At 45.5% G+C, this 20,535-nt stretch carries 13 protein-coding genes; 6 read left to right on the plus strand and 7 right to left on the minus strand.

Annotation, left to right across the window (positions count from 1 at the left end; genetic code table 11):
* The first annotated feature begins 137 nt into the window (after positions 1–137).
* A complete protein-coding gene (locus E8M12_RS04820; RefSeq protein ID WP_136734955.1) occupies positions 138–431 on the plus strand; it encodes a DUF4212 domain-containing protein in 294 nt (97 codons plus the stop codon).
* Positions 432–434: 3 nt separating this feature from the next.
* Positions 435–2,174 (plus strand): sodium:solute symporter family protein, encoded by a 1,740-nt coding sequence (locus tag E8M12_RS04825; protein ID WP_136734956.1) that lies wholly within the window; start codon positions 435–437, stop codon positions 2,172–2,174.
* A gap of 28 nt (positions 2,175–2,202) precedes the next feature.
* Here E8M12_RS04825 and E8M12_RS04830 read toward each other — a convergent pair whose 3' ends face one another.
* From E8M12_RS04830 to E8M12_RS04845, 4 genes are all read right to left on the minus strand, one after another.
* On the minus strand, positions 2,203–2,739 hold the full coding sequence (locus E8M12_RS04830) for a hypothetical protein (protein ID WP_136734957.1): 537 nt from the start codon (positions 2,737–2,739) through the stop codon (positions 2,203–2,205).
* Between the two features lie 605 nt (positions 2,740–3,344).
* Positions 3,345–5,489 carry a prolyl oligopeptidase family serine peptidase gene (locus E8M12_RS04835; protein WP_136734958.1) on the minus strand — a complete coding sequence of 715 codons (2,145 nt, stop codon included), beginning with the start codon at positions 5,487–5,489 and terminating at the stop codon, positions 3,345–3,347.
* Between the two features lie 32 nt (positions 5,490–5,521).
* Positions 5,522–6,703: a chromate efflux transporter gene (chrA, locus tag E8M12_RS04840; protein WP_136734959.1), complete on the minus strand. Its 1,182-nt coding sequence runs from the start codon at positions 6,701–6,703 to the stop codon at positions 5,522–5,524.
* 110 nt (positions 6,704–6,813) lie between these two features.
* Positions 6,814–7,620 (minus strand): transporter, encoded by an 807-nt coding sequence (locus tag E8M12_RS04845; RefSeq protein ID WP_136734960.1) that lies wholly within the window; start codon positions 7,618–7,620, stop codon positions 6,814–6,816.
* A 437-nt stretch (positions 7,621–8,057) separates the two neighbouring features.
* Here E8M12_RS04845 and E8M12_RS04850 point away from each other — a divergent pair, with 437 nt between their 5' ends.
* On the plus strand, positions 8,058–10,931 hold the full coding sequence (locus tag E8M12_RS04850; protein WP_136734961.1) for a TonB-dependent receptor: 2,874 nt from the start codon (positions 8,058–8,060) through the stop codon (positions 10,929–10,931).
* Between the two features lie 52 nt (positions 10,932–10,983).
* On the plus strand, positions 10,984–15,273 hold the full coding sequence (locus E8M12_RS04855) for an alpha-1,6-glucosidase domain-containing protein (RefSeq protein WP_136734962.1): 4,290 nt from the start codon (positions 10,984–10,986) through the stop codon (positions 15,271–15,273).
* Between the two features lie 823 nt (positions 15,274–16,096).
* On the opposite strand, the gene E8M12_RS04860 is transcribed toward E8M12_RS04855, so the two are convergent.
* Positions 16,097–16,345, minus strand: coding sequence for a hypothetical protein (locus E8M12_RS04860; RefSeq protein ID WP_136734963.1), 249 nt, complete (start codon positions 16,343–16,345; stop codon positions 16,097–16,099).
* Positions 16,346–16,370: 25 nt separating this feature from the next.
* Positions 16,371–17,729 carry a bifunctional UDP-N-acetylglucosamine diphosphorylase/glucosamine-1-phosphate N-acetyltransferase GlmU gene (glmU, locus tag E8M12_RS04865; RefSeq protein WP_136734964.1) on the minus strand — a complete coding sequence of 453 codons (1,359 nt, stop codon included), beginning with the start codon at positions 17,727–17,729 and terminating at the stop codon, positions 16,371–16,373.
* A 114-nt stretch (positions 17,730–17,843) separates the two neighbouring features.
* On the opposite strand from glmU, the gene E8M12_RS04870 reads away from it, so the two are divergent.
* Together E8M12_RS04870 and E8M12_RS04875 are read left to right on the plus strand one after the other, a co-directional pair.
* On the plus strand, positions 17,844–18,743 hold the full coding sequence (locus E8M12_RS04870; protein ID WP_136734965.1) for an aspartyl protease family protein: 900 nt from the start codon (positions 17,844–17,846) through the stop codon (positions 18,741–18,743).
* Between the two features lie 163 nt (positions 18,744–18,906).
* A complete protein-coding gene (locus E8M12_RS04875) occupies positions 18,907–19,806 on the plus strand; it encodes a pepsin/retropepsin-like aspartic protease family protein (RefSeq protein WP_136734966.1) in 900 nt (299 codons plus the stop codon).
* A 285-nt stretch (positions 19,807–20,091) separates the two neighbouring features.
* On the opposite strand, the gene E8M12_RS04880 is transcribed toward E8M12_RS04875, so the two are convergent.
* On the minus strand, positions 20,092–20,520 hold the full coding sequence (locus E8M12_RS04880) for a F0F1 ATP synthase subunit epsilon (RefSeq protein ID WP_136734967.1): 429 nt from the start codon (positions 20,518–20,520) through the stop codon (positions 20,092–20,094).
* Between the last annotated feature and the right edge of the window lie 15 nt (positions 20,521–20,535).

Raw genomic sequence — 20,535 nt, forward strand, 5'->3', positions numbered from 1 at the left:
GGCTTCGCCACTCCCCGCATGCAAAGCTCTCAGCAGGCGTCGCTGCTTTGGGTCAATCTACCATGAAAATTTAAATAGGTGATTTTTTCAACAAAACATGTCATAAAATAGTCAGGACATGACAATAAAGAATCGCAATGAATCAACAGGTTAAAGAACAACAGGGACTCAATGAAACCCAGGAACTCGCGAATGAGCTATACTGGCGCGCCAACCTACGGCTGATTGGCATTTGCCTGAGCATCTGGTTTCTGGTCTCCTTTGGTTGTGGCATATTGTGGGTTGAGCCACTTAATGAGATTCGCCTCGGTGGCTATAAGCTCGGCTTCTGGTTTGCCCAACAAGGTTCTATTTATACCTTTGTCATTCTGATTTTTTACTACACCCGGCAAATGAATAAACTGGATAAAATGTTTGCAGTGAAGGAATAAATCATGGATGAGTTGAAGTTATATACCTACATTGCTGTATTTGGTTCCTTTGCCCTGTATTTTGCCATTGCCTGGTGGGCGCGAGCCGCTTCGACCAGTGATTTTTATGTTGCCAGTGGTCATGTCGGCCCGGTACAAAATGGTATGGCCATAGCGGCAGACTGGATGAGTGCCGCTTCGTTTATTTCCATGGCCGGTTTAATTGCCTTTCTTGGATACGGCGGTAGTGTCTTTTTAATGGGTTGGACCGGTGGTTACGTGCTGCTGGCAACGTTACTGGCACCTTATATGCGTAAACACGGTAAATTTACGGTACCGGAATTTATCGCCGACCGTTTTATGTCCCGTACCGCGCGAATTGTCGCGGTTATCTGCCTGATCATTGCCTCCCTAACCTATATCATCGGCCAGATGAAAGGCGTAGGTGTTGCCTTCTCGCGCTTTTTGGAAGTGGACTATGGCCTGGGCTTAGGAATCGGCATGATAGTGGTTTGGTTTTATGCGGTTCTGGGCGGCATGAAAGGTATCACTTACACCCAGATAGCCCAATACTGCGTGTTAATCTTCGCTTACACGGTACCTGCAATTTTTATTTCGCTGCAGTTAACCGGAAACCCGATTCCACAATTAGGATTAGGCTCGACGCTCGCCGATGGCAGTGGCACCTATTTACTCGATAAACTCGATCAGGTGGTCACCGATCTTGGCTTTGCTCAATACACCACAGCCAGTATGGACAATCGCCTGGATATGTTCGCCTACACCCTGTCGTTAATGATCGGCACCGCCGGCCTGCCGCATGTAATCATGCGATTTTTCACGGTGCCCAGCGTTAAAGCCGCTCGTTCAAGTGCCGGCTATGCATTGATATTCATCGCTTTGCTATATACCGTCGCCCCGGCGGTTGGCGCCATGGCACGATTGAACTTATCCCATACCATCGAACCAGAGCCCGGTCAGCATATTGAATATGAACAACGACCACAATGGTTTAAAGACTGGGAAGTCACCGGCTTATTAGAGTTCGAAGATAAAAATAATGATGGCAAAATCCAATATCATGCCGATGAAAATATTAATGAACTGGTAACGGTTGATCGCGACATTATGGTGCTGGCAAATCCGGCTATTGCCAATCTGCCCAACTGGGTCATCGCCCTGGTGGCGGCGGGGGGCTTAGCGGCCGCCTTATCAACCGCAGCCGGGTTATTGCTGGCGATATCGTCTTCGGTTTCCCATGATCTGATGAAAGGACTGTTTTTCACCAATTTATCTGAAAAACGGGAACTGCTGGCGGGGCGAATCACCATGACCCTTTCGATACTGCTGGCCGGCTACCTGGGCTTAAACCCTCCAGGATTTGCCGCCGGAACCGTTGCCCTGGCCTTTGGCCTGGCCGCATCCTCGATTTTTCCGGCATTAATGATGGGCATATTTTCGAAAACCATCTCGGGAAAAGCTGCCGTTGCCGGTATGTGTGCCGGGATTGGCGTTACCTTACTGTATGTATTCCAGCACAAAGGCATTATGTTTATTCCCAGCACCAGATTTTTAGGAGCAATGCCAGAAAACTGGTTCTTTGGTATCTCGCCTAACGCCTTTGGTGCCGTAGGTGCGATCGTGAACTTTACGGTGGCGATTATCGTCACCGCTTTGGGTAGCAAAGCGCCGGAAAAAGCGAAATTAATGGTGGATAACATGCGCCTGCCTGGTCGCAGCAAGCAACAGGTGTCAGGACATTAATGAAGAGACTTACCTGTCAATTCACTAATCAAAAACGATAGCCAAGGCGGGCAAAAGCGGTAATGGAAAAGCCCGTATTGGTATCATGGGGAAGCACAGTAAAATCCACATGAAAGCCTTTCTTGTAAAAGCTTAAGTAGGGCATGAAATGAACGAATTCTTTACGGATAAACTCGGCACTGGTGTCCGAGTACAAAATATCGGAGCGATCAACGTAGGTGATTGGCATCGATAAGCTTATTTTGTCGAGAAAACTGTCCTCGAGAGGAAAATCCCGGGTAAACCCCAGGCCGATGGAATCATAATCCATATCGTGGGAGTCGCGCATGTGCCAGACTTCAAGATTAATTTGCCATTTTGGCGATAATTCATAAAAGTACCATTTGACCCCGTAGCCTTTGTGGTTCTCGTTATATTCAAACTCCGGATCAATAAATTCACGGATAATAGCCTCGGTATCATTTTTCTTTAAATGATCCGACCAACCGCCAAGTTTTACTTCAAACTCCATGGCTATAGTGCTGCAGGAAAATAAAGCAAAAAGTAGTGCTGTTAACTTAACCATCATGCATTCCTTGTCGTACTTTTCCAGAATTTAAGCTGCGGAACCCCTACACCAGAAAAGTGCATAAAAAAGCTGAATGAAAATTCAGTGGACGTTTAAGGGATTGGCGCGCTTACCGATTGCACCTGCAATTCGATTCGGGTGGCACTAAGGTTAAAGCCAAGCCTGACTGGTTAAGGCCCGATACATGAAGGTTTGACGTTAGTTTTTTCATTGTGTTGTACCCTGTTTTATCGCTGCTCTGACGAGCTTCAAACATCGCCCCAGACAAACAGAAACAACACAGACAACCTGGGGGACTTGGCCGGAATCTTTCCATTGGCCATCGATTTATAAACCTAAGTATAGATAAAGAACGAAAAACGACAGAAAAATGTAGGATTTTTTTACACTTTTAAGAAAATCCTTTAAAAGAGCATAAAACAAAGCTCTTTCAATAGGTTAGTGGATGGGCAGGGGTAATAAGGTATTTATAAATAAAGAAAAAGTGACAATTAATTTTACAGTGATGGTAATTTTCACTTTGGGGAAAGGTTTTGATCAAGTCAGCTATTGAGTGATTAGGTCCTCGCGCTAAAAGCGCGAGGACCTGCAGTAGTTAGCCCTTAAAGTTGTTTAACGCCCATGTTAAACAGGGTAAAGCCAAACATATCGGCGTATTGCTCAATATATTTCGATACCGGCGTACCCGCACCGTGTCCGGCATTGGTTTCAATACGGATCAGCACTGGGTTTTCACCCGCCTGTTTCGCCTGCAATTCAGCCGCAAATTTAAACGAGTGGGCAGGAACAACCCGGTCATCGTGATCACCCGTGGTAACCAACGTCGCAGGGTACTGACCGCCTTCTTTTACGTTATGCAAAGGCGAGTATGCATACAGGTACTCAAACATTTCTTTGCTTTGCTCCGACGTACCGTAGTCATAGGCCCAGCCGGCACCTGAGGTAAACTTGTGATAGCGCAGCATATCCAGCACACCAACCGCTGGCAGAGCCACTTTAAACAGTTCAGGGCGCTGTAACATGACCGCACCGACCAATAAGCCACCGTTCGAGCCACCACGGATGGCTAGATAATCCGATGACGTGTAATTGGCATCAATCAGGTATTCGGCTGCGGCGATAAAGTCATCAAATACATTCTGCTTTTGCATTTGTGTCCCCGCTTTATGCCAGTCCTTACCATACTCGCCACCGCCGCGAAGGTTCGCGACCGCATAAACACCACCCTGTTCCATCCAAACCGCATTAGCGACACTGAATGACGGGGTAAGACTGATATTAAAGCCACCATAACCATATAAAATAGTTGGGTTTTTGCCGTTCAGCTCAACGCCTTTTTTGTGGGTAATGATCATCGGTACTTTAGTACCGTCCTTTGATGTATAAAATACCTGCGTAGACTCGTATTCGTCGCTATTAAACTTAGCGCCGGAAGCCTGATAAAGATCAGATTCACCACTTTTCACATCGAAGGAATAAATCGTGCCCGGGGTTTTATAGTTAGTGAAGCTGTAATAAAGAACCTGATCTTTAGCTTTACCATCGAGACCTGATGCCGAACCTACATCCGGTAAGGCGATATCTCGTTGCTTATTGCCCTGATGGTCAAACTGCACCAACTTAGTCGTTGCATCGACGATGTAATGAGCGTATAGATAACCGCCGCCAGACGAGGCTTTTAACACATGCTCAGATTCAGCAATAATGGTTTTCCAGTTGTCAGGCGCCGGGTTATTAACATCCATGGCGACCACTTTCTGATTCGGTGCATCGAGATTAGTTACCAGATACAGGTTGTCACCCTTGCTGTCCAGCAAATAGGTATCAACACCACGATCATCCATCACTTTTTGCAGGGTCGCATCTGGCTTGCTCAGGTCTAACAGGTGTAAATCGTTACCTGACGTTGATTGAGCACCGGAAATCAGCAAAAAGCGATCATCTTCAGAGACCTGGCCACCGACATAACGACGTTTTTGTTCTGCAGTTGCACCAAAAATCACCTTGTCTTCAGATTGGGCGGTACCAAGTTTGTGATAATACAGCTTGTGTTGATCAGTTTTGGCACTAAGCTCACTGCCCTCAGGCTTGTCATAACTGGAATAAAAGAAGCCTTCATTACCCTTCCAGGCAATATCGGAAAATTTAATATTTTCCAGCGCCGGCTCCAGTTGTTTTTTCGACTCGGCATCGATAATGATGACTTTACGCCAGTCACTGCCGCCTTCAGAAATAGCATAAGCGGCAATGCTGCCATCTTTAGAAAAGCTCAGTTGTGATAACGACGTGGTGCCATCGTCACTGAACTTGTTTGGATCGAGAAAGACTTCGGCTTCGCCGTCACCTTTTTGACGATATACAACATATTGGTTTTGCAGACCATCATTTTTGTAGAAATAGGTATAGTTGCCCTCAGTAAAAGGTGCGGAATACTTTTCGTAATTCCAAAGCTCAGTTAAGCGCTTTTTAAGAGTATCGCGATATGGAATGGTGTCTAAGTAACCGAAAGTGACTTTATTTTGCGCTTTTACCCATTCGCCGGTTTCAGCACTGCGATCATCTTCAAGCCAGCGGTAAGGGTCGGCAACATTGGTGCCAAAGTACTCATCGACCACGTCATCTTTTCGTGTATTTGGATAAGTGATTTCTGTCGTTTCCATTGTTGTTTCAGGTTGCACCTTATTATCCGGTTCGCTCCCACAGGCGACCAGAAGCAGTGCACTTGCAATAAGACTTAAGTTTTTCATTTTCAGCTTCTTGTTTATGGTTAAAAAATTTTTCAATAAATATTCACAACGCTTAATCCGGCGCCGATAGCGATAAATAGCATGACCAGGTAGATGATTGGCCATTTAAGTTTTTTCATTAAAAACAGGCCTAAAATCACCAGAGCCATATCCACACCACCCTCAACGGCACTGATAAATACCGGCTGATACAAGGCGGCAATCAGCAGGCCGACAACGGCGGCATTAATTGCATCGACCGAGGCACTGACCGCAGGTTTATGCGCCAGCGATAGCCAGGCGTCTTTCAAGGCTATCACTAATAAAAAGCCCGGTAAAAATATCGCCACTGTCGCCAGTATTGCAAACAGCAAACTTTGTTCCGGGTTAATTTGTACGCCCAGATAAGTCGCAACAGTAAACATCGGGCCCGGAACACCCTGAGCAGCAGCATAGCCCGTTAAGAACTGGTCATTGCTGATCAATCCCTCTAAGGTTTGTTGCAATAACGGTAACACCACATGACCACCGCCGAACACTAATGCCCCGGATTGATAAAACGAAGCGAATGTCTGCCATGCCAGAGAGGTAGAGGCTAGCACTGGCAGGGCGATAAATAACCCTATAAATATCACCAATGGCCAGGAGATCAATCGACTGTTGTTATCCGCTACCAGTAGCGGCGTTGAATTATCAATTGCCGGGTTCCAGCCTTTGCCTAGCCAACCAACAGCGGCAGCGGTAACCAACACGACTAGCTGCATCCCCAACCCCGGCAAAGACAATAATACTGCAGCACAAATAATCGCGATCCCAGAATGAAAGCGTCGTTTACAGAAATTGTTGTACATGCCAAGCACAGCATCACTGACAACAATCACTGCAAACAGTTTCAAGCCGTGAGTAATGCCCTGAAACAAGGTGTTTTGCTCAAATTGTGAGGCCATTGAAGAAAGCACAAACAACAATATAAATGAGGGTAGGGTAAAACCGAGAAATGCTGCCAGTCCACCCAGCAATCCGGCTCGTTCCAGACCAATGGCGAAGCCAATCTGGCTAGAGCCTGGTCCGGGTAAGAATTGAGTTAGTGAAATTAACTGAGCGTAATGCTTATCGTCGACCCATTGCAATTTCTCAACAAAGGCATGGCGAAAATAGCCAATATGGGCAACTGGCCCACCAAAGGAATAACAACCTAATAGTAAGAAGCGTGCAAATATTTCAATAACTTGCATAGTGTTTAAAAGACAAATAGCGAATGCTCAGAGTAAACCATTCGCCAGCAAAGATATAGATTGGTAGCGCTTAAACAACACAAATTTACGATAATTTTTGATGCCCGGTTTTACTTAGGAAACAGCAAGGTAAAAATTAGACGCACACCGAAACCTTCAGGACCACCATTGGAGCTGGCAATATGATAGCGTAAACCGGCACCATAACTGACCGTTTGTCCGCCAAGCTGGGCGACCTTAGATACCTGAAAGTTCACCGGAACCGCCCAGTCTTTAATTTCCCAGTTGTAGGTGGTTTCCGAATTAAGTGAGTAAGTAATGGCCGATTTCGTGGTGTAAGAGATAAATGGCTGCATAAATGTCGTATTTACATCCGCCCGATCATCTTCGCCGGCAAAACTCCAGATATGGTTAAATAACCCACCATACGTCCATTGCCCATCCTGGCGCAGGGCTACTGCGGTCGGTCCGGCGCCCCATTTATCGGCGGTTAATAAATCATCACTACCGGTTGGCAACAAAAAAACCGGGCCAGCGCCGAGAATCCAGCCACTTTTCGTCGGCCTGACCGGCGAAAAGAAAAAGCTTTGTACTACATCGCCAATACCGAACTGGCTACCGGCACCAGGAAAAATATCATCCTGAGAAACAACCGGAAGGATGGTTCTGGAAATCAGATTCCAGTCATCATTTAAGCTGATTGGTATGACTGGCTGGATATTTGTCAGGTAGCGATCGCCATCATCACGGCCACCAATATTATGATCATAATTAAACTGAAACGGCACACTTATAAGAGACGCTACGGGGTTTGATAATTTTTTTGCGAGTTCTTCGTTTTCAGGGCTGGCATGAACGAGAACAGGGACTGCCAGACTTAAGGTAATCAGGCCCAGTTTCAGTTTAGAGGTACTCATAAAAACTCCGCAGGCAGCGACAACCGCTGAACAAACAATAAGTTAAACCTATTCAATAATAGTCCAGCATCAATGGATAACAAGCCTGTCTCAGGTTTCCCACCAGGGTCATTGCATACGTATTCATTACCACCAAAAATAAGCCTTGTTAAATTGTTTTATTTTGCCGTGCAATCACCGACAGGCTGAATTTATTGGCCTGCACTTCATATTTAGAAAACAAGTAAATTAACTACATGATCTTACGAAATAATTCATAGTTATTAGCAACCTGGTCAACCGATATGAATACGTATGCATTGTATAGTTCTTCACCCGCCCAATTTTTAATATAAAACTGTCCCAACCTCTGTGTTGGGCGTTGGATAATAAAAACAACAGCAAGGTAGCTTATAAAAAATTGATGGTTCAGGGACTGAACATCTGGGGAAAACACTATGTTTAATTTTAGCAAAGTCACTCTTGCTCTGATGGCAAGTGGCGTTCTGGCGATCTCTGCGCAAACCTATGCGCAGGAAGCTGAGAACAGCACAGCTGAGACGAATGAAGATGACATTGAAGTGATTGAGGTTACTGGCTTTAAAAGCTCTTTAATCAAATCAATCAACCAAAAACGCTGGGCCGATACGGTATCCGAGCAAATATCAGCCGATGATCTCGGCGGTCTTCCTGATGTATCCATGGCCGATGCCTTAACCCGACTACCGGGTATAGCAGCGGTACGTACTGGTGGTCAGGCAGCAGAAATTAACATTCGTGGTCTTGGCGGCGGCTTTGTTTCTTCGACGTTAAATGGTCGTGAACAAGTATCCACATCCGGTAGCCGCTCAATCGAATATGATCAGTATCCTTCTGAATTGATTTCTTCAGCCGCGGTCTACAAATCGTCAAAAGCTTCTTTAATTGAAGGGGGTGTCGCCGGTACCGTCGAACTTAAAACCGCAAGTCCACTGACCAATGAAGAACAACACACTTTCAATGTAAACCTGCGTGGCATGTATAATGACCGGGCATCGGAAGTGGCTGATGCTGAAGAATTTGGTCATCGTTTCAGTTTTTCTTACCAAGGTAAATTTCTCGAGGAAACCTTAGGCCTTTCATTAGGTTATGCCCGCCTGTACCAACCAGGTGTTGCCACCCAGTTTATCGGCTTTGCATATAATGCCGATAAAGATCTCGACTTCCTGGCAAATGATATGGATGGTCCGGCCGATGCGCCAGAAAACGAGTTTATCAGTGAAGGTTTCGAGCTACAGCATCTTGGTGGTGAGGAAACCCGAAACGGTTATATTGGTGCGATTGAATGGGCGCCAAACGATACTTTTATCGTCCGTGCCGATGCTTTCATTTCTCAATTTGATAGTGAGTCCTTTGCTCGTGGTTTTCGGGTAAAATTTGATGGTGAAACAGCGGCCATTTCCAATCCGGTTATCGTTAATAACTCAATGATTGGCGGTACCATTAATCGTAAAAGTAAAGGCAACAACACCCGCGTTGAGCTGGTCAATGATGACAATCAGGATTTCGATGAAGTACAAAGTTATGGCCTGAATCTCGATTGGCAAATTACCGACCAGTTAAATGCCAGCATGGATATCAGCTATTCCAGCGCCGAAAGCGAATTTCGCAACGGTCTGCTTTGGTCGCTAGTCGCAGAAGACGCGAACGCAGAAAACCCGGTTCTCGATCAAAACGTGTCGATTTCCTACATGCTAAACGGCCTGGATCTTCCAGATGTTGGTTTTAGCCAGGAAGATGCATTTACCGACATCGATCGCGTCATGGTAAGCAAATACGGTATTTATCCATATGAGAATACCGATGAGTTGAAAGCCTATCGCCTTGACTTTAACTATTCATTAGATAATGACTTTATCTCTTCGGTTGAGTTCGGTGTTCGTTATTCTGATCGTGACTACAGCAGTGATCGTTCGGTATACGAATATGGTGCTGACAATAACTTTTCCAGCAGTGAACCACCGCTTCGTCTGACCGAAGACATGGTTGAAGTGGTTGATTGGGAAGGTGAGTTTGGTTACTTCCCAAGCTACCTGGCCATTGATCTAGATAAGGCCCTGAACGCCTGGTTCGGTGATGATATTCCACAACCCGTGCAAACCTGGGGTGCGGATGAAGATGGTGTAATCAATAACTCCACGTCTTGGTCAGTGTTGCAAAGTGGTGAAGTGTATGAAAAAGTATTCTCCGCTTATGTGATGGCCAACCTTGATTTTGAACTTTTCGATACGCCAATTAGCGGAAATATTGGTATTCGCATGGTCGATACTGACCAAAGTGCCACGGCACTGGACAACGTTGGCGGCGTATTGGCAGCCGGCGCCCAGAATGTCATGGACGAAGTTGGCCTGGTTAATTCTAATTATGCGCCGAAAGTCATTGGTATTGAGTATACCGACTACTTGCCATCGCTTAACTTAAATGCTCGCTTGACTGACGATTCGCAATTACGTTTTGCTGCCGCAAAAGTGATGTCTCGTCCGCCAATCAATCGCTTAGCCGCCGATCGTAGCGCGACTGTGGCTGACGACGGAAAAGTGTCGGGGTCAAGTAATAACAGTCCGTTCCTGAAGCCGTTTTATGCGACTCAGTATGATCTTTCCTACGAATACTACTTCAGCGAAACCGACGGAGCGGTTGCTGTAGCCCTGTTTTACAAGGACATTGAGTCTTTCATTCAAAACCTGACGGTTAGCAACTTTGACTTTAAAGAAGCGGGCTTTTACGTGCCGGATACCATTGAAAATGAAACCACAGGTGTGGTCAGTGAAGTTGACCCGGTTGGTATCTACAGCACCGCCATCAATAACGAAGAAGGCGGTAATATTAAAGGTCTTGAAATCTCCTATACCCAGGTATTCTCATTCCTGCCGGAGCTATGGTCTGGTTTAGGTCTTAGCCTGAGCTACTCACACACTAAAAGTGATGTTGAGTTAGTGACTGATCTAGCTGGTGGTTCGGTTGAACAATCACTACCAGGGCTTTCAGAGAACCTGTTCACGTCGACTTTATTCTGGGAATACCAGGATTTTGAAACCCGTGTCAGTGTTCGTTATCGCGACGAATTCGTCTCTGAGCAATGGGGTGTAAACCAGCAAATCGCTAACTTCGATGAGGAAGTTATCATTGACTATCAAGCCTCTTACAACATTACCGAAAATTTTGGCGCCTTGTTCCAGGTAAACAACCTGACCGATGAGCCAACCCAGAGTTACTTTGGTAGTAAGCAGTTTTCCGGGACGACCCAGTATTTCGGTCGCCAATTTTACTTAGGTGTTACTTACTCGTTCTAGCCACAGGCTAAATCGAAAACCCTAAGTAACGATTGAATAAGGAATAATAAGAATGAAAACGACAAAAAACCTAGCAAATTTGCTGATTGTCGCCTTGGTATCGCTATTTCTTACCGCCTGTGGCGGTGAGAGTGATATTAAGTCAGGGGAGTCCCTGTTAACCTGTAATGTACCTATGGTACCTGATGCCAGCGGCACATCTTGTGTGGCGCCTGAGCCGATTCAATGTCCGGTACCAACGGTTCCGGATGCTCTAAACGAAACCTGTGTGGTTGGTGTCGATCCGAATGCGCCAGCGCCAGTTTACTTCCCGGCAGAAAATGAAGCCGTGCTTTATTTTAACCTGGGCACCGATGATGAAAGTGCCTACGAAGGTTACCGCCTGCATACCTGGAATACCGATCAGTGTGATGCTTATGCACCACCGCATGATGAATCCGATTGGGCGAATGGCCACAATTATGCTGGCATTGATCCAACCTACGGTGCGTATTACATCCTTAACCTGAAAGAAGGTTATACCGAATGTGGTAATTTCATCGTTCATATCGGTACTGATGATGCGGGTAAAGCTCTCGGTAGCGGTGATTTCCAGATGCCGTTGCGTCAGGACGACCCTACCTATGCACGGATGAACTTCACCTTTAATGGTGAACCTTCTGTGTTTGAGTACCCAGTAGTATCTTTAGGTGAACAACCGGTTAAAGCCGCAGACTTTGCTGCCCACTGGATAGATACCAATACCCTGGTATGGAACTCAGATGCAGACATTAGTAGTGTCAAACTGCACTATTCAGCCAGTGCCGGCATCGAAGCTGATGAAAATGATGTATTCAATGGCTCAACCCTGGAGCTAGGCTTTGTCGATTTAACCGACGAACAAAAAGCCTTTGCGCCGAAAGTGGCAGACTGGCCAGCCTACCAGGGTAACTGGACGGCAGAAGAAGCGAAATCGGTATTAAAAGGTCAGTTAGTACTCGTCGGTTATGATAGCGACGACAAAGCTGTAGCCGCCAGCAATGTGCAGGCCGATAAGGTTCTTGATTATCTGTACACCATGGGCGAAATGGATGCCGATGAAGCGCAGTTAGGCCTGAACTACGACAATGGCATGATCGATGTTGCGCTTTGGGCACCGACTGCTCAAAACGTTGTGCTGAAAGTCTATGATGCCAACAAGGTAGAAACTGGCAGCTATCCAATGAGCGAAGATACGATGACAGGTATCTGGAGCTACAGTGCTGACTTAGCCATGGATCGCGCTTTTTATCAGTTTGAAATCACCGTTTATCACCCACAAAACCAGATGGTCGAAACCTTATTGGTAACTGACCCGTATTCGGTAAGCTTATCGACTAACGGTGTGTTTTCTCAGTTTGTGAATCTGGAAGATTCAGATTTGTATCCTGACGGTTGGATTGAGCAATCCATTCCCACCATAGCCGACATTGAAGATGCGGTAATTTATGAAGCTCACATCCGTGATTTCAGTGCCATGGACCAATCGGTTTCTGAAGAAAACCGTGGTAAGTACCTGGCTTTCGCTGAAATGGATAGCGCGCCGGTCATGCACCTGAAAAAACTTGCGGAGAGTGGGTTAACGCATTTCCACATTCTTCCTGCCAATGACATTGCGTCGATTAATGAAGATCCAGAGCGTATTGTTGATTTAACCGATACGGTTGCTGATCTTTGTGCATTAAAAGCGGATGCACCGGTTTGTGGCGTGGAAGACAACAATGCATCACTGCAGTCTGTTTTAGAAAACTACAGTCCCTATACTAACGATGCCGCTGACCTGATGAACGTGTTGCGTGAATTTGATAGCTTCAACTGGGGTTATGATCCTAAGCACTTCAATGTACCTGATGGTATTTATGCTTCCGATGCAGACGGTGTAGCGCGTATCAAAGAAATGCGTACGATGATTCAGTCTCTGCACGAAGTTGGTCTGCGGGTCGTCCTTGATGTCGTTTACAACCACACTAATTCTTCAGGCCTCTGGGATAATTCGGTGTTCGATAAAATCGTCCCGGGTTATTACCACAGCCGCGATCTGGTATCAGGTACGGTCATTCAGTCGACCTGTTGTAATGATACGGCACTTGAGCACCGTATGATGGACAAGTTCATGGTAGATTCACTGCTGCTTTGGACGGAACAATATAAGTACGATGGCTTCCGCTTTGACATTATGAGTCATGGTTCTAAGCAACAAATGCTTGCCGCTCGTGATGCCGTCCGGGAAATCGATGAAGACAATTATTTCTACGGTGAAGGCTGGACTCGAGACGATCGTGGTTTTGAGCAGGCGAACCAGTTCAATATGGCTGGTACCGAAATATCTACCTTTAACGACCGCATCCGCGAAGGTATCCGCACAGGTGAAATCTTCTCAAACATTGATTATGAGGATGGTCCTTTCATCAAGCAGGATATTGTTAAACTTGGTATGGCCGGTTCATTAGCCGACTATGTGTTAAAAAGCTACAACGGTGTTGATGCGACGGGTAGTGCCTATAACCCGGGTATGTACGCAAAAGACCCTGCAGATGTTATTAACTATGTCTCCAAGCATGATAATGAATCACTTTGGGATCAATTGCAGTTTGTATTGCCGTTCTCTATGAGCATGGACGAGCGAGTGCGTGCTCAAAACGTATCACAGTCGATTATTCTGCTTTCGCAAGGCGTTCCGTTCCTGCAAATGGGCGGCGATTTCTTGCGGTCTAAATCACTTGATCGCAATACCTATGACGCTGGCGATTGGCACAACAAAGTCGACTTTGATTTCTACGGCAACAATTTTAATGTTGGTCTGCCGTTAGATAAAGGTGGTCGTAATGACGATACTTTAGTCTCTTTAGCATCAAACCCCATGGCCCAGGTCGGCATGCATGAAATCAGCTTTGCCAGCAATGTCTTCAATGAATTTCTGCAGATTCGCCAGTCCAGTAAGCTGTTCCGTTTAACGAACGCTGATGACATTATTAACCGTGTTGGTTTCCACAATATTGGCAAGCGTCAGACTCAGGGACTAATCGTGATGAGTATTGACGATGGTACTGGTTTTACCGACCTTGACCCAATGCATGATGCAGTCGTCGTTGTTGTTAACACAAGTAACATGGAGCACTCTCATTCAGTAGCAACGGCGTCTGGTTTTACGCTGCATAGTGTGCAACAGAATTCTGTTGATGGTGTGGTTTCCGGTGCAAGTTTTACTTCGGGCGAAGGCGAAGGTACTTTTACCGTGCCAGCACTGAGCACTGCGGTATTTGTAAAACTTCAGGGCGAGATGCAAGGCGAAGGGCTATCAGCATTCGCGACCGCAGGTGCGCCTGATGTTGTCCCTTATGGCGATACCACTGTCCTGGTCCGAGGCGACATGAATGGGTGGGGTGAAACTGATGCAATGACGTATCAGGGTAACGGCGTTTACTCGGTGGATATCGATTTAGCGGCAGGTGAATACAACTTCAAAGTCGCTTCAGGAGACTGGTCTACGGTTAACCTTGGTGCGCCAAATGGTGATTCGGTTATGTTAAATACCGATCTGGTACTGGTGCCGGGTAGCAACGACAATCTGAAGATCACCATTACCGAAGAGACTCGTTACACCTTCTCTATCGACGCAACGAATACGTCGGCGCCGATACTAAGCGTCACTTATGAAGAGCCATTCTATGGTACAACGGTATTCCTACGCGGTGATATGAATGGTTGGGGTGAAACCACTCCATTCACCTATATCGGTGATGGTAAATACGCATTAACTACCACTATTGAAGCCGGTGATAAGTACTTTAAAGTAGCTTCTGCCGATTGGGCAACCGTAAACATGGGCGCGCCATTTGATGATACTGAGGTATTTGAGCGTGAAGAACAGCTTTTGGTGCCGGGTTCAAATGACAACCTGCACATGGTATTTGCCGATGGTGAATACACCTTCATCTTTGATGCGTCTAACCAACAAGAACCGATCCTGTCTGTATACAGTGCCAAAATGTTTGGTGAAACTACAGTGTATGTAAAAGGGAGTATGAATGGTTGGTCCGAAAACGATGCCATGACATACATTGGCAACAGCACATACACGCTAACCTTGTCTTTGGATGCACAGAGTTATGAATTCAAAGTTGCTTCTCAAGACTGGTCAACGGTTAACTTAGGTGCCACCTCTGGTGACGATGCCGATGTTTTCCTGAGTACTCCAGAAGCCCTGGTTCAGGATTCGCAAACAAACTTCAAGATTGATATTAGTGAAGCTGGCGATTACCTGTTCACGGTAACCGGTCCGGACCCGCTAAATTCGACCCTGACTGTGACTAAGGTTATGTAATAACCTTAGCTGCTAACTAAATGTACAAAACGCCCGCAAGGGCGTTTTTTATTACAGGGATGTAAGTATGCCCGGTGAGCAGGACGCGGTACGGGTATGAACATGGACGTGCTTAGTCGAGATATAGTCATCCCTGATATCTCGACATTCCATAAATCCCTTTATATCTCCTCCCGCACCATGGATGGTAGCAAGGGAGGGTTTGCTTTCATGGACGTGCTTAGTCGAGATATAGTCATCCCTGATATCTCGACATTCCATAAATCCCTTTATATCTCCTCCCGAACCATGGATGGTTGCATACAAGGAAGTATGTATATCGAATGTGTCGGTCGTTACATGGACGTAATTTATTAGAGCAATGCAGGGGCAATTGCCGAGAACTGACAATCGATTCTGTTTTTGATGAGCAGGACGCTGTACGGGTTTGCACATGGAGTTATTAACTCCCTCAGCACATATCGTAAACGATACTCCTAGCACGTGACGGAATACGTCACTCCGAGCACGCTGATGTCATCAGCTCCGAGCACACGCTGTTCCGAGCAAAAAGCGAAATCCCTTGAGTCATTCCCTGCCACGACAGGGAATCTCAGCCAAGGGACGAACGTCCCTGTTATGCCAACCAGAATCATACGCTACCCCGTTTACATCCTTTTAAGTTAGAGACTGAAATAAATACAACCACAGCACACGTCAGGAGATCCCGAATCAAGTTCGGGATGACGTTTGACATTAAAGAGAAAACGGGAATCAAAAGGCTGAAGAACAGCCATCGAATCAGGCAGAAAAATACACCAGCATAACTGGGGCAGGGAATGCCTCAACCATTATCAGACTTTTGTTTTTTGCGCTCTTGTTCACGCTTTACCAGTAAAAAGGTCAGATACATCTTGGTAGGAAGAGAAAAGATCAGCCCCAAAGCGATACAGGCGGCGCCTAACACCATACCTGCGACACCCATTTTTTCCGGCAGGTAAAATACGTGAAGCATGGAATAACCGGTCACCAATAAAAAAAGCCCAATGCCGATAGCAATTTTTAACAGGGTTATTAATTTTGCTTCAGTCATTGGGCTGTCTCTGATTAATTAACGGTTATTTTTTAGCTGGGCGTTTCCAACCACTAATATTCCGCTGCTTGCCACGGGCTACCGCCAGGCTATCATCTTCCACATCTTTAACAATTACCGAACCAGCTGCTGTCGTGGCCATATTGCCAATCGTCACCGGCGCCACCAGGGATGCATTAGAGCCGATAAAGGCGTTATCACCGATAATAGTTTGGGATTTGTTAACACCATCATAGTTACAGGTAATAGTGCCAGCGCCAATATTCGCTTTACTGCCAACAATAGTGTCACCCAAATAAGTTAAATGGCCAGCTTTCGAACCTGGTCCTAAAGTCGACTTTTTCATTTCCACGAAATTGCCAACATGCGCATCTTCTTTTAATACCGAACCTGGGCGGATACGTGCAAATGGACCGACACTGGATTTATTTTCCAGAACCGCATCTTCGATAATGGTATTAGGTTTTACCACAACGTCGTCGCCGATCTGACAGTTTTTCAAGATACAGTTAGCACCGATCTCAACGTTATTACCAAGGGAAACGTCACCTTCAAAAATACAGTTGATATCGATTTTAACTTCTTCACCAATCGACAATTCACCGCGGATATCAATGCGCGCCGGATCGCGTAAACTGGCACCGGCAATCATTAACTGTTCAGCGCGTCGTGCCTGGTAGGCTCGCTCCAGCGTGGCCAGTTGCATACGATTATTCGCACCTTCTACTTCAATGGCAGTATCTGGATGGGCGGTGTGGATGGTTTTACCTTCACCATGAGCCATAGCGATAATGTCAGTCAGGTAATATTCACCCTGAGCATTGTCATTGGATAGATTGCCTAACCAACGTTTTAAGTCACCACCATTAGCCAGCAGGATGCCGGTATTCACTTCGGTAATCTGCAGCTGCTCAGCGTTCGCATCTTTTTGTTCTACAATGCCAACAACCTTGCCATTATCGCGAACAATTCTACCGTAACCAGTCGGATCGCTTAACTCTACGGTTAGCAGCGCCATCGAATTGTCCTGTTTGGCCGCTAACAAACGCTCTAACGTTGATACCTGGGTTAACGGCACATCACCGTAAAGAACCAACACGTCTTCATTGTCTTTGATGTATTCCCGAGCCTGATCGACTGCATGCCCAGTACCCAGTTGCTCAGCCTGTTCAACAAAGGTTAAGTCATCGCCTTTGACCGCTTCTTTTAATAACTCGCCACCAAAGCCATAAACCAGATTAATTTGTTGCGCATCTAATGCTCGGGCAGAATCGATAACATGCTCAACCATGGATTTGTGAGCAACAGGGTGGAGAACTTTGGGAAGTTTTGAACGCATACGAGTACCTTTACCCGCAGCAAGAATAACGACAGAAAGTGACATAGCTTTTCCATTAACTTTTACATTGGCTTTATTTTACGTGTATTTCCCGATAAATTGAATGGTAATCATACGAGTTCCAAACCAATCAATTTAATTAATAATAAAGGGAATTTTATGGAAAACTTCAGTTTTAAAGCCCTATTGTTAGCTTTGATAACCTTAATTAGCTTTTCATCTTACGCTAAGTGGGTTCCATTTGAACTTAACAACGGCCTTATCATGATCGATGTAACCATTGAAGGGGAGCCTGCAAAAGCCCTGCTAGACAGTGGTGCCGACCTTAATGCGATTTCCCAGACGTTTATTGAGGCCCATGGTCAGCATTTAAAGAAAAGCAGAACCAAGGTAACCATTGAAGGTGTCAGTGGGCGCAAAGACTACCCCATTTATAAAGATATAAATCTACATATGTTTGGTCAGGATCTCGATTTACCGGAGGTAGCAGCGCTTGATCTTGGCGTTGACCTGATTTTAGGTTCCGGATTTTTTAAGGGTATCATTGTCCAGATTGACTACCCTAACAAACAAATTCAATTAGCACCGAAATCGGCAGTTGACCTCAAAAAGCTGGCCAATATCAACATGCGTGAAGAGCGTGGTTCTGGCATGCCGGCGGTAGAAGTAGAACTAAATGGCATGAAAACCTGGTTAATGCTCGATACAGGAAACAATGGCAGTCTTTTTTTAAAGCGTAATTTTGTTCTCGAAAATGGCATTATCGATAGTGCGACCACTGAATCCAATGTGGCCGGAGTTGTCGAAACCATAGGCACTGAGTCATTTATCATCAATACCTTAAAAATTGGCCCTTATGAACTGGAGAGCATTCCCGCCAGCATTCCTGAAGAGGGAGTTGACACAAACCTGGCCCAGGGAAGAGGCGAGACCAAAGACTTCTCCCGTTTAAGAGCTAAAGGGGTGGTCACCAAGGGAATCCTGGGATATGACGTGTTAAAACACTTTATCCTGACCATAGATTATGAAGATTACCGGGCTCACTTATGGGCTCAATAGTAACGCCATAACATCACCAAAAATTAAACATTCTGCCGGGTATTGAGCATGATGCCCGGTGAATTTTAGTCTCGAAAGCCATCCTATTTTTACGAATTGTTGTACCCTCGCTTAGCGATTAGAATCAATCGCCGCTAAAATAATAATCATCTAAGGACAACAGATGTTAAAAAAAGCAGTCGCTTTATTTCTGGTCGGAAGCACCTATTTTCCAAGCCTTCCAGCCAATGCTGAATGGGTTCCTTTCACACTTAAAAATAATCATATATTCATCGATTTAACCCTTGCCGGACAGAGTACCGAAGCAATGTTGGACTCAGGTGCAAATATTCACATGATCAATCAGGCATTCGTTGATGAACATGGTGAAGACTTTACCAGAACTGGACATATAGAGGTTCAAGGAGTGAATAGTAAACAAAAGTTCCCCCTTTACAATCAAATACCGATTGAAGTATTTGGTGCTCAATTTGAACTTAATAAAGTCGTTGGCGGAGAGCTTAATAATATAGATTTCTTATTCGGTAATAGTTTTTTTAAAAATATTATCGTCCAGATTGACTACCCAAACTCAAAAATGCAATTACTCCCGCAGCAGGCAGTCGATTTAGCTAAACATGCCAATTTACCGATGCGCCGGGCATTAGGTAGCGGCCTTCCTGCTGTGCAGGTAGAAATTAATGGTGAAAAAGTCTGGTTAACCCTGGATACGGGCAATAACTCGGGCATTTATATAAAACGTGGCTGGGCCGAAGAAAATGGATTATTGGATGAGACTAAATTAATAAGCAGTACTGTCGAGGGTATTAACAGCTCAATGGATACTGAGAACTTCTCGGTAAACTCCTTGAAATTTGGCCCTTATGAGCTTGAAAATGTGAAAATGACCGTTCCAGTTGACGGTGCGGTAACATACCTTGGAAAAAATAATGAATCTGCGCCTACCGGCTCAAGGCTCAAACGCGGTATAAAAACCAAGGGCATTCTCGGTTATGACATTCTTAAACACTTTTTATTAACCATTGATTACGAGAACTACCGTGCTCATATCATAGCTCAATAACAAGCTCTTACTCAGCAAGCGAATCCTCCTGTGGTGCAGGGTTTATTACTTTAAGCAATAAACCCTCCCTCTAATCGAATGAATGCTCCCGACACATTCGATATACATACTTCCTTGTATGCAACCATCCATGTACATACCCGTACCGCATCCTGCTCACCGGGCATACTTACATCCGTGTAATAAACCCTCCCTTGCTACCATCCATGGTCCGGGAGGATAAGTACATCCATGTACAAAAAAGGCGCCGAATGGCGCCTTTAAAATCAGAGTAAGTAAACGTATTTACTTCTTCTTAAATTTGTTTGCTTCCTGGATAACACGTAATTGCGCTACCGCTCTGGCTAGCTCTGCAGCAACTTCTGCGTAATCAACGTCAGCAGATGCGTTTGCAATGTGCTCTTCTGCACGTTGCTTGGCTTCTAAAGCAGCTTGCTCATCCAGGTCGTCACCGCGTACAGCCACATCGGCCAATACGGTAACGTTACCTGGTTGAACTTCCAACATACCGCCGGAAAGGTAAATCACCTCTTCGCCGCCATGTTGTTTAACAATACGCGCCATACCTGGTTTCAAAGCAGTCAGTAAAGGAGCGTGACCAGGCATAATACCCAGCTCACCTTCACTACCTGTAATTTGCAATGATTCTACGCGACCCGAAAATAAGCTTTCTTCGGCGCTTACTACATCCAAATGAACCGTCATGGCAGCCATATTCTCTCCTAAGCC

This window comes from Thalassotalea mangrovi, from assembly GCF_005116735.1.
In the GTDB taxonomy this organism is placed as follows: domain Bacteria; phylum Pseudomonadota; class Gammaproteobacteria; order Enterobacterales; family Alteromonadaceae; genus Thalassotalea_A; species Thalassotalea_A mangrovi.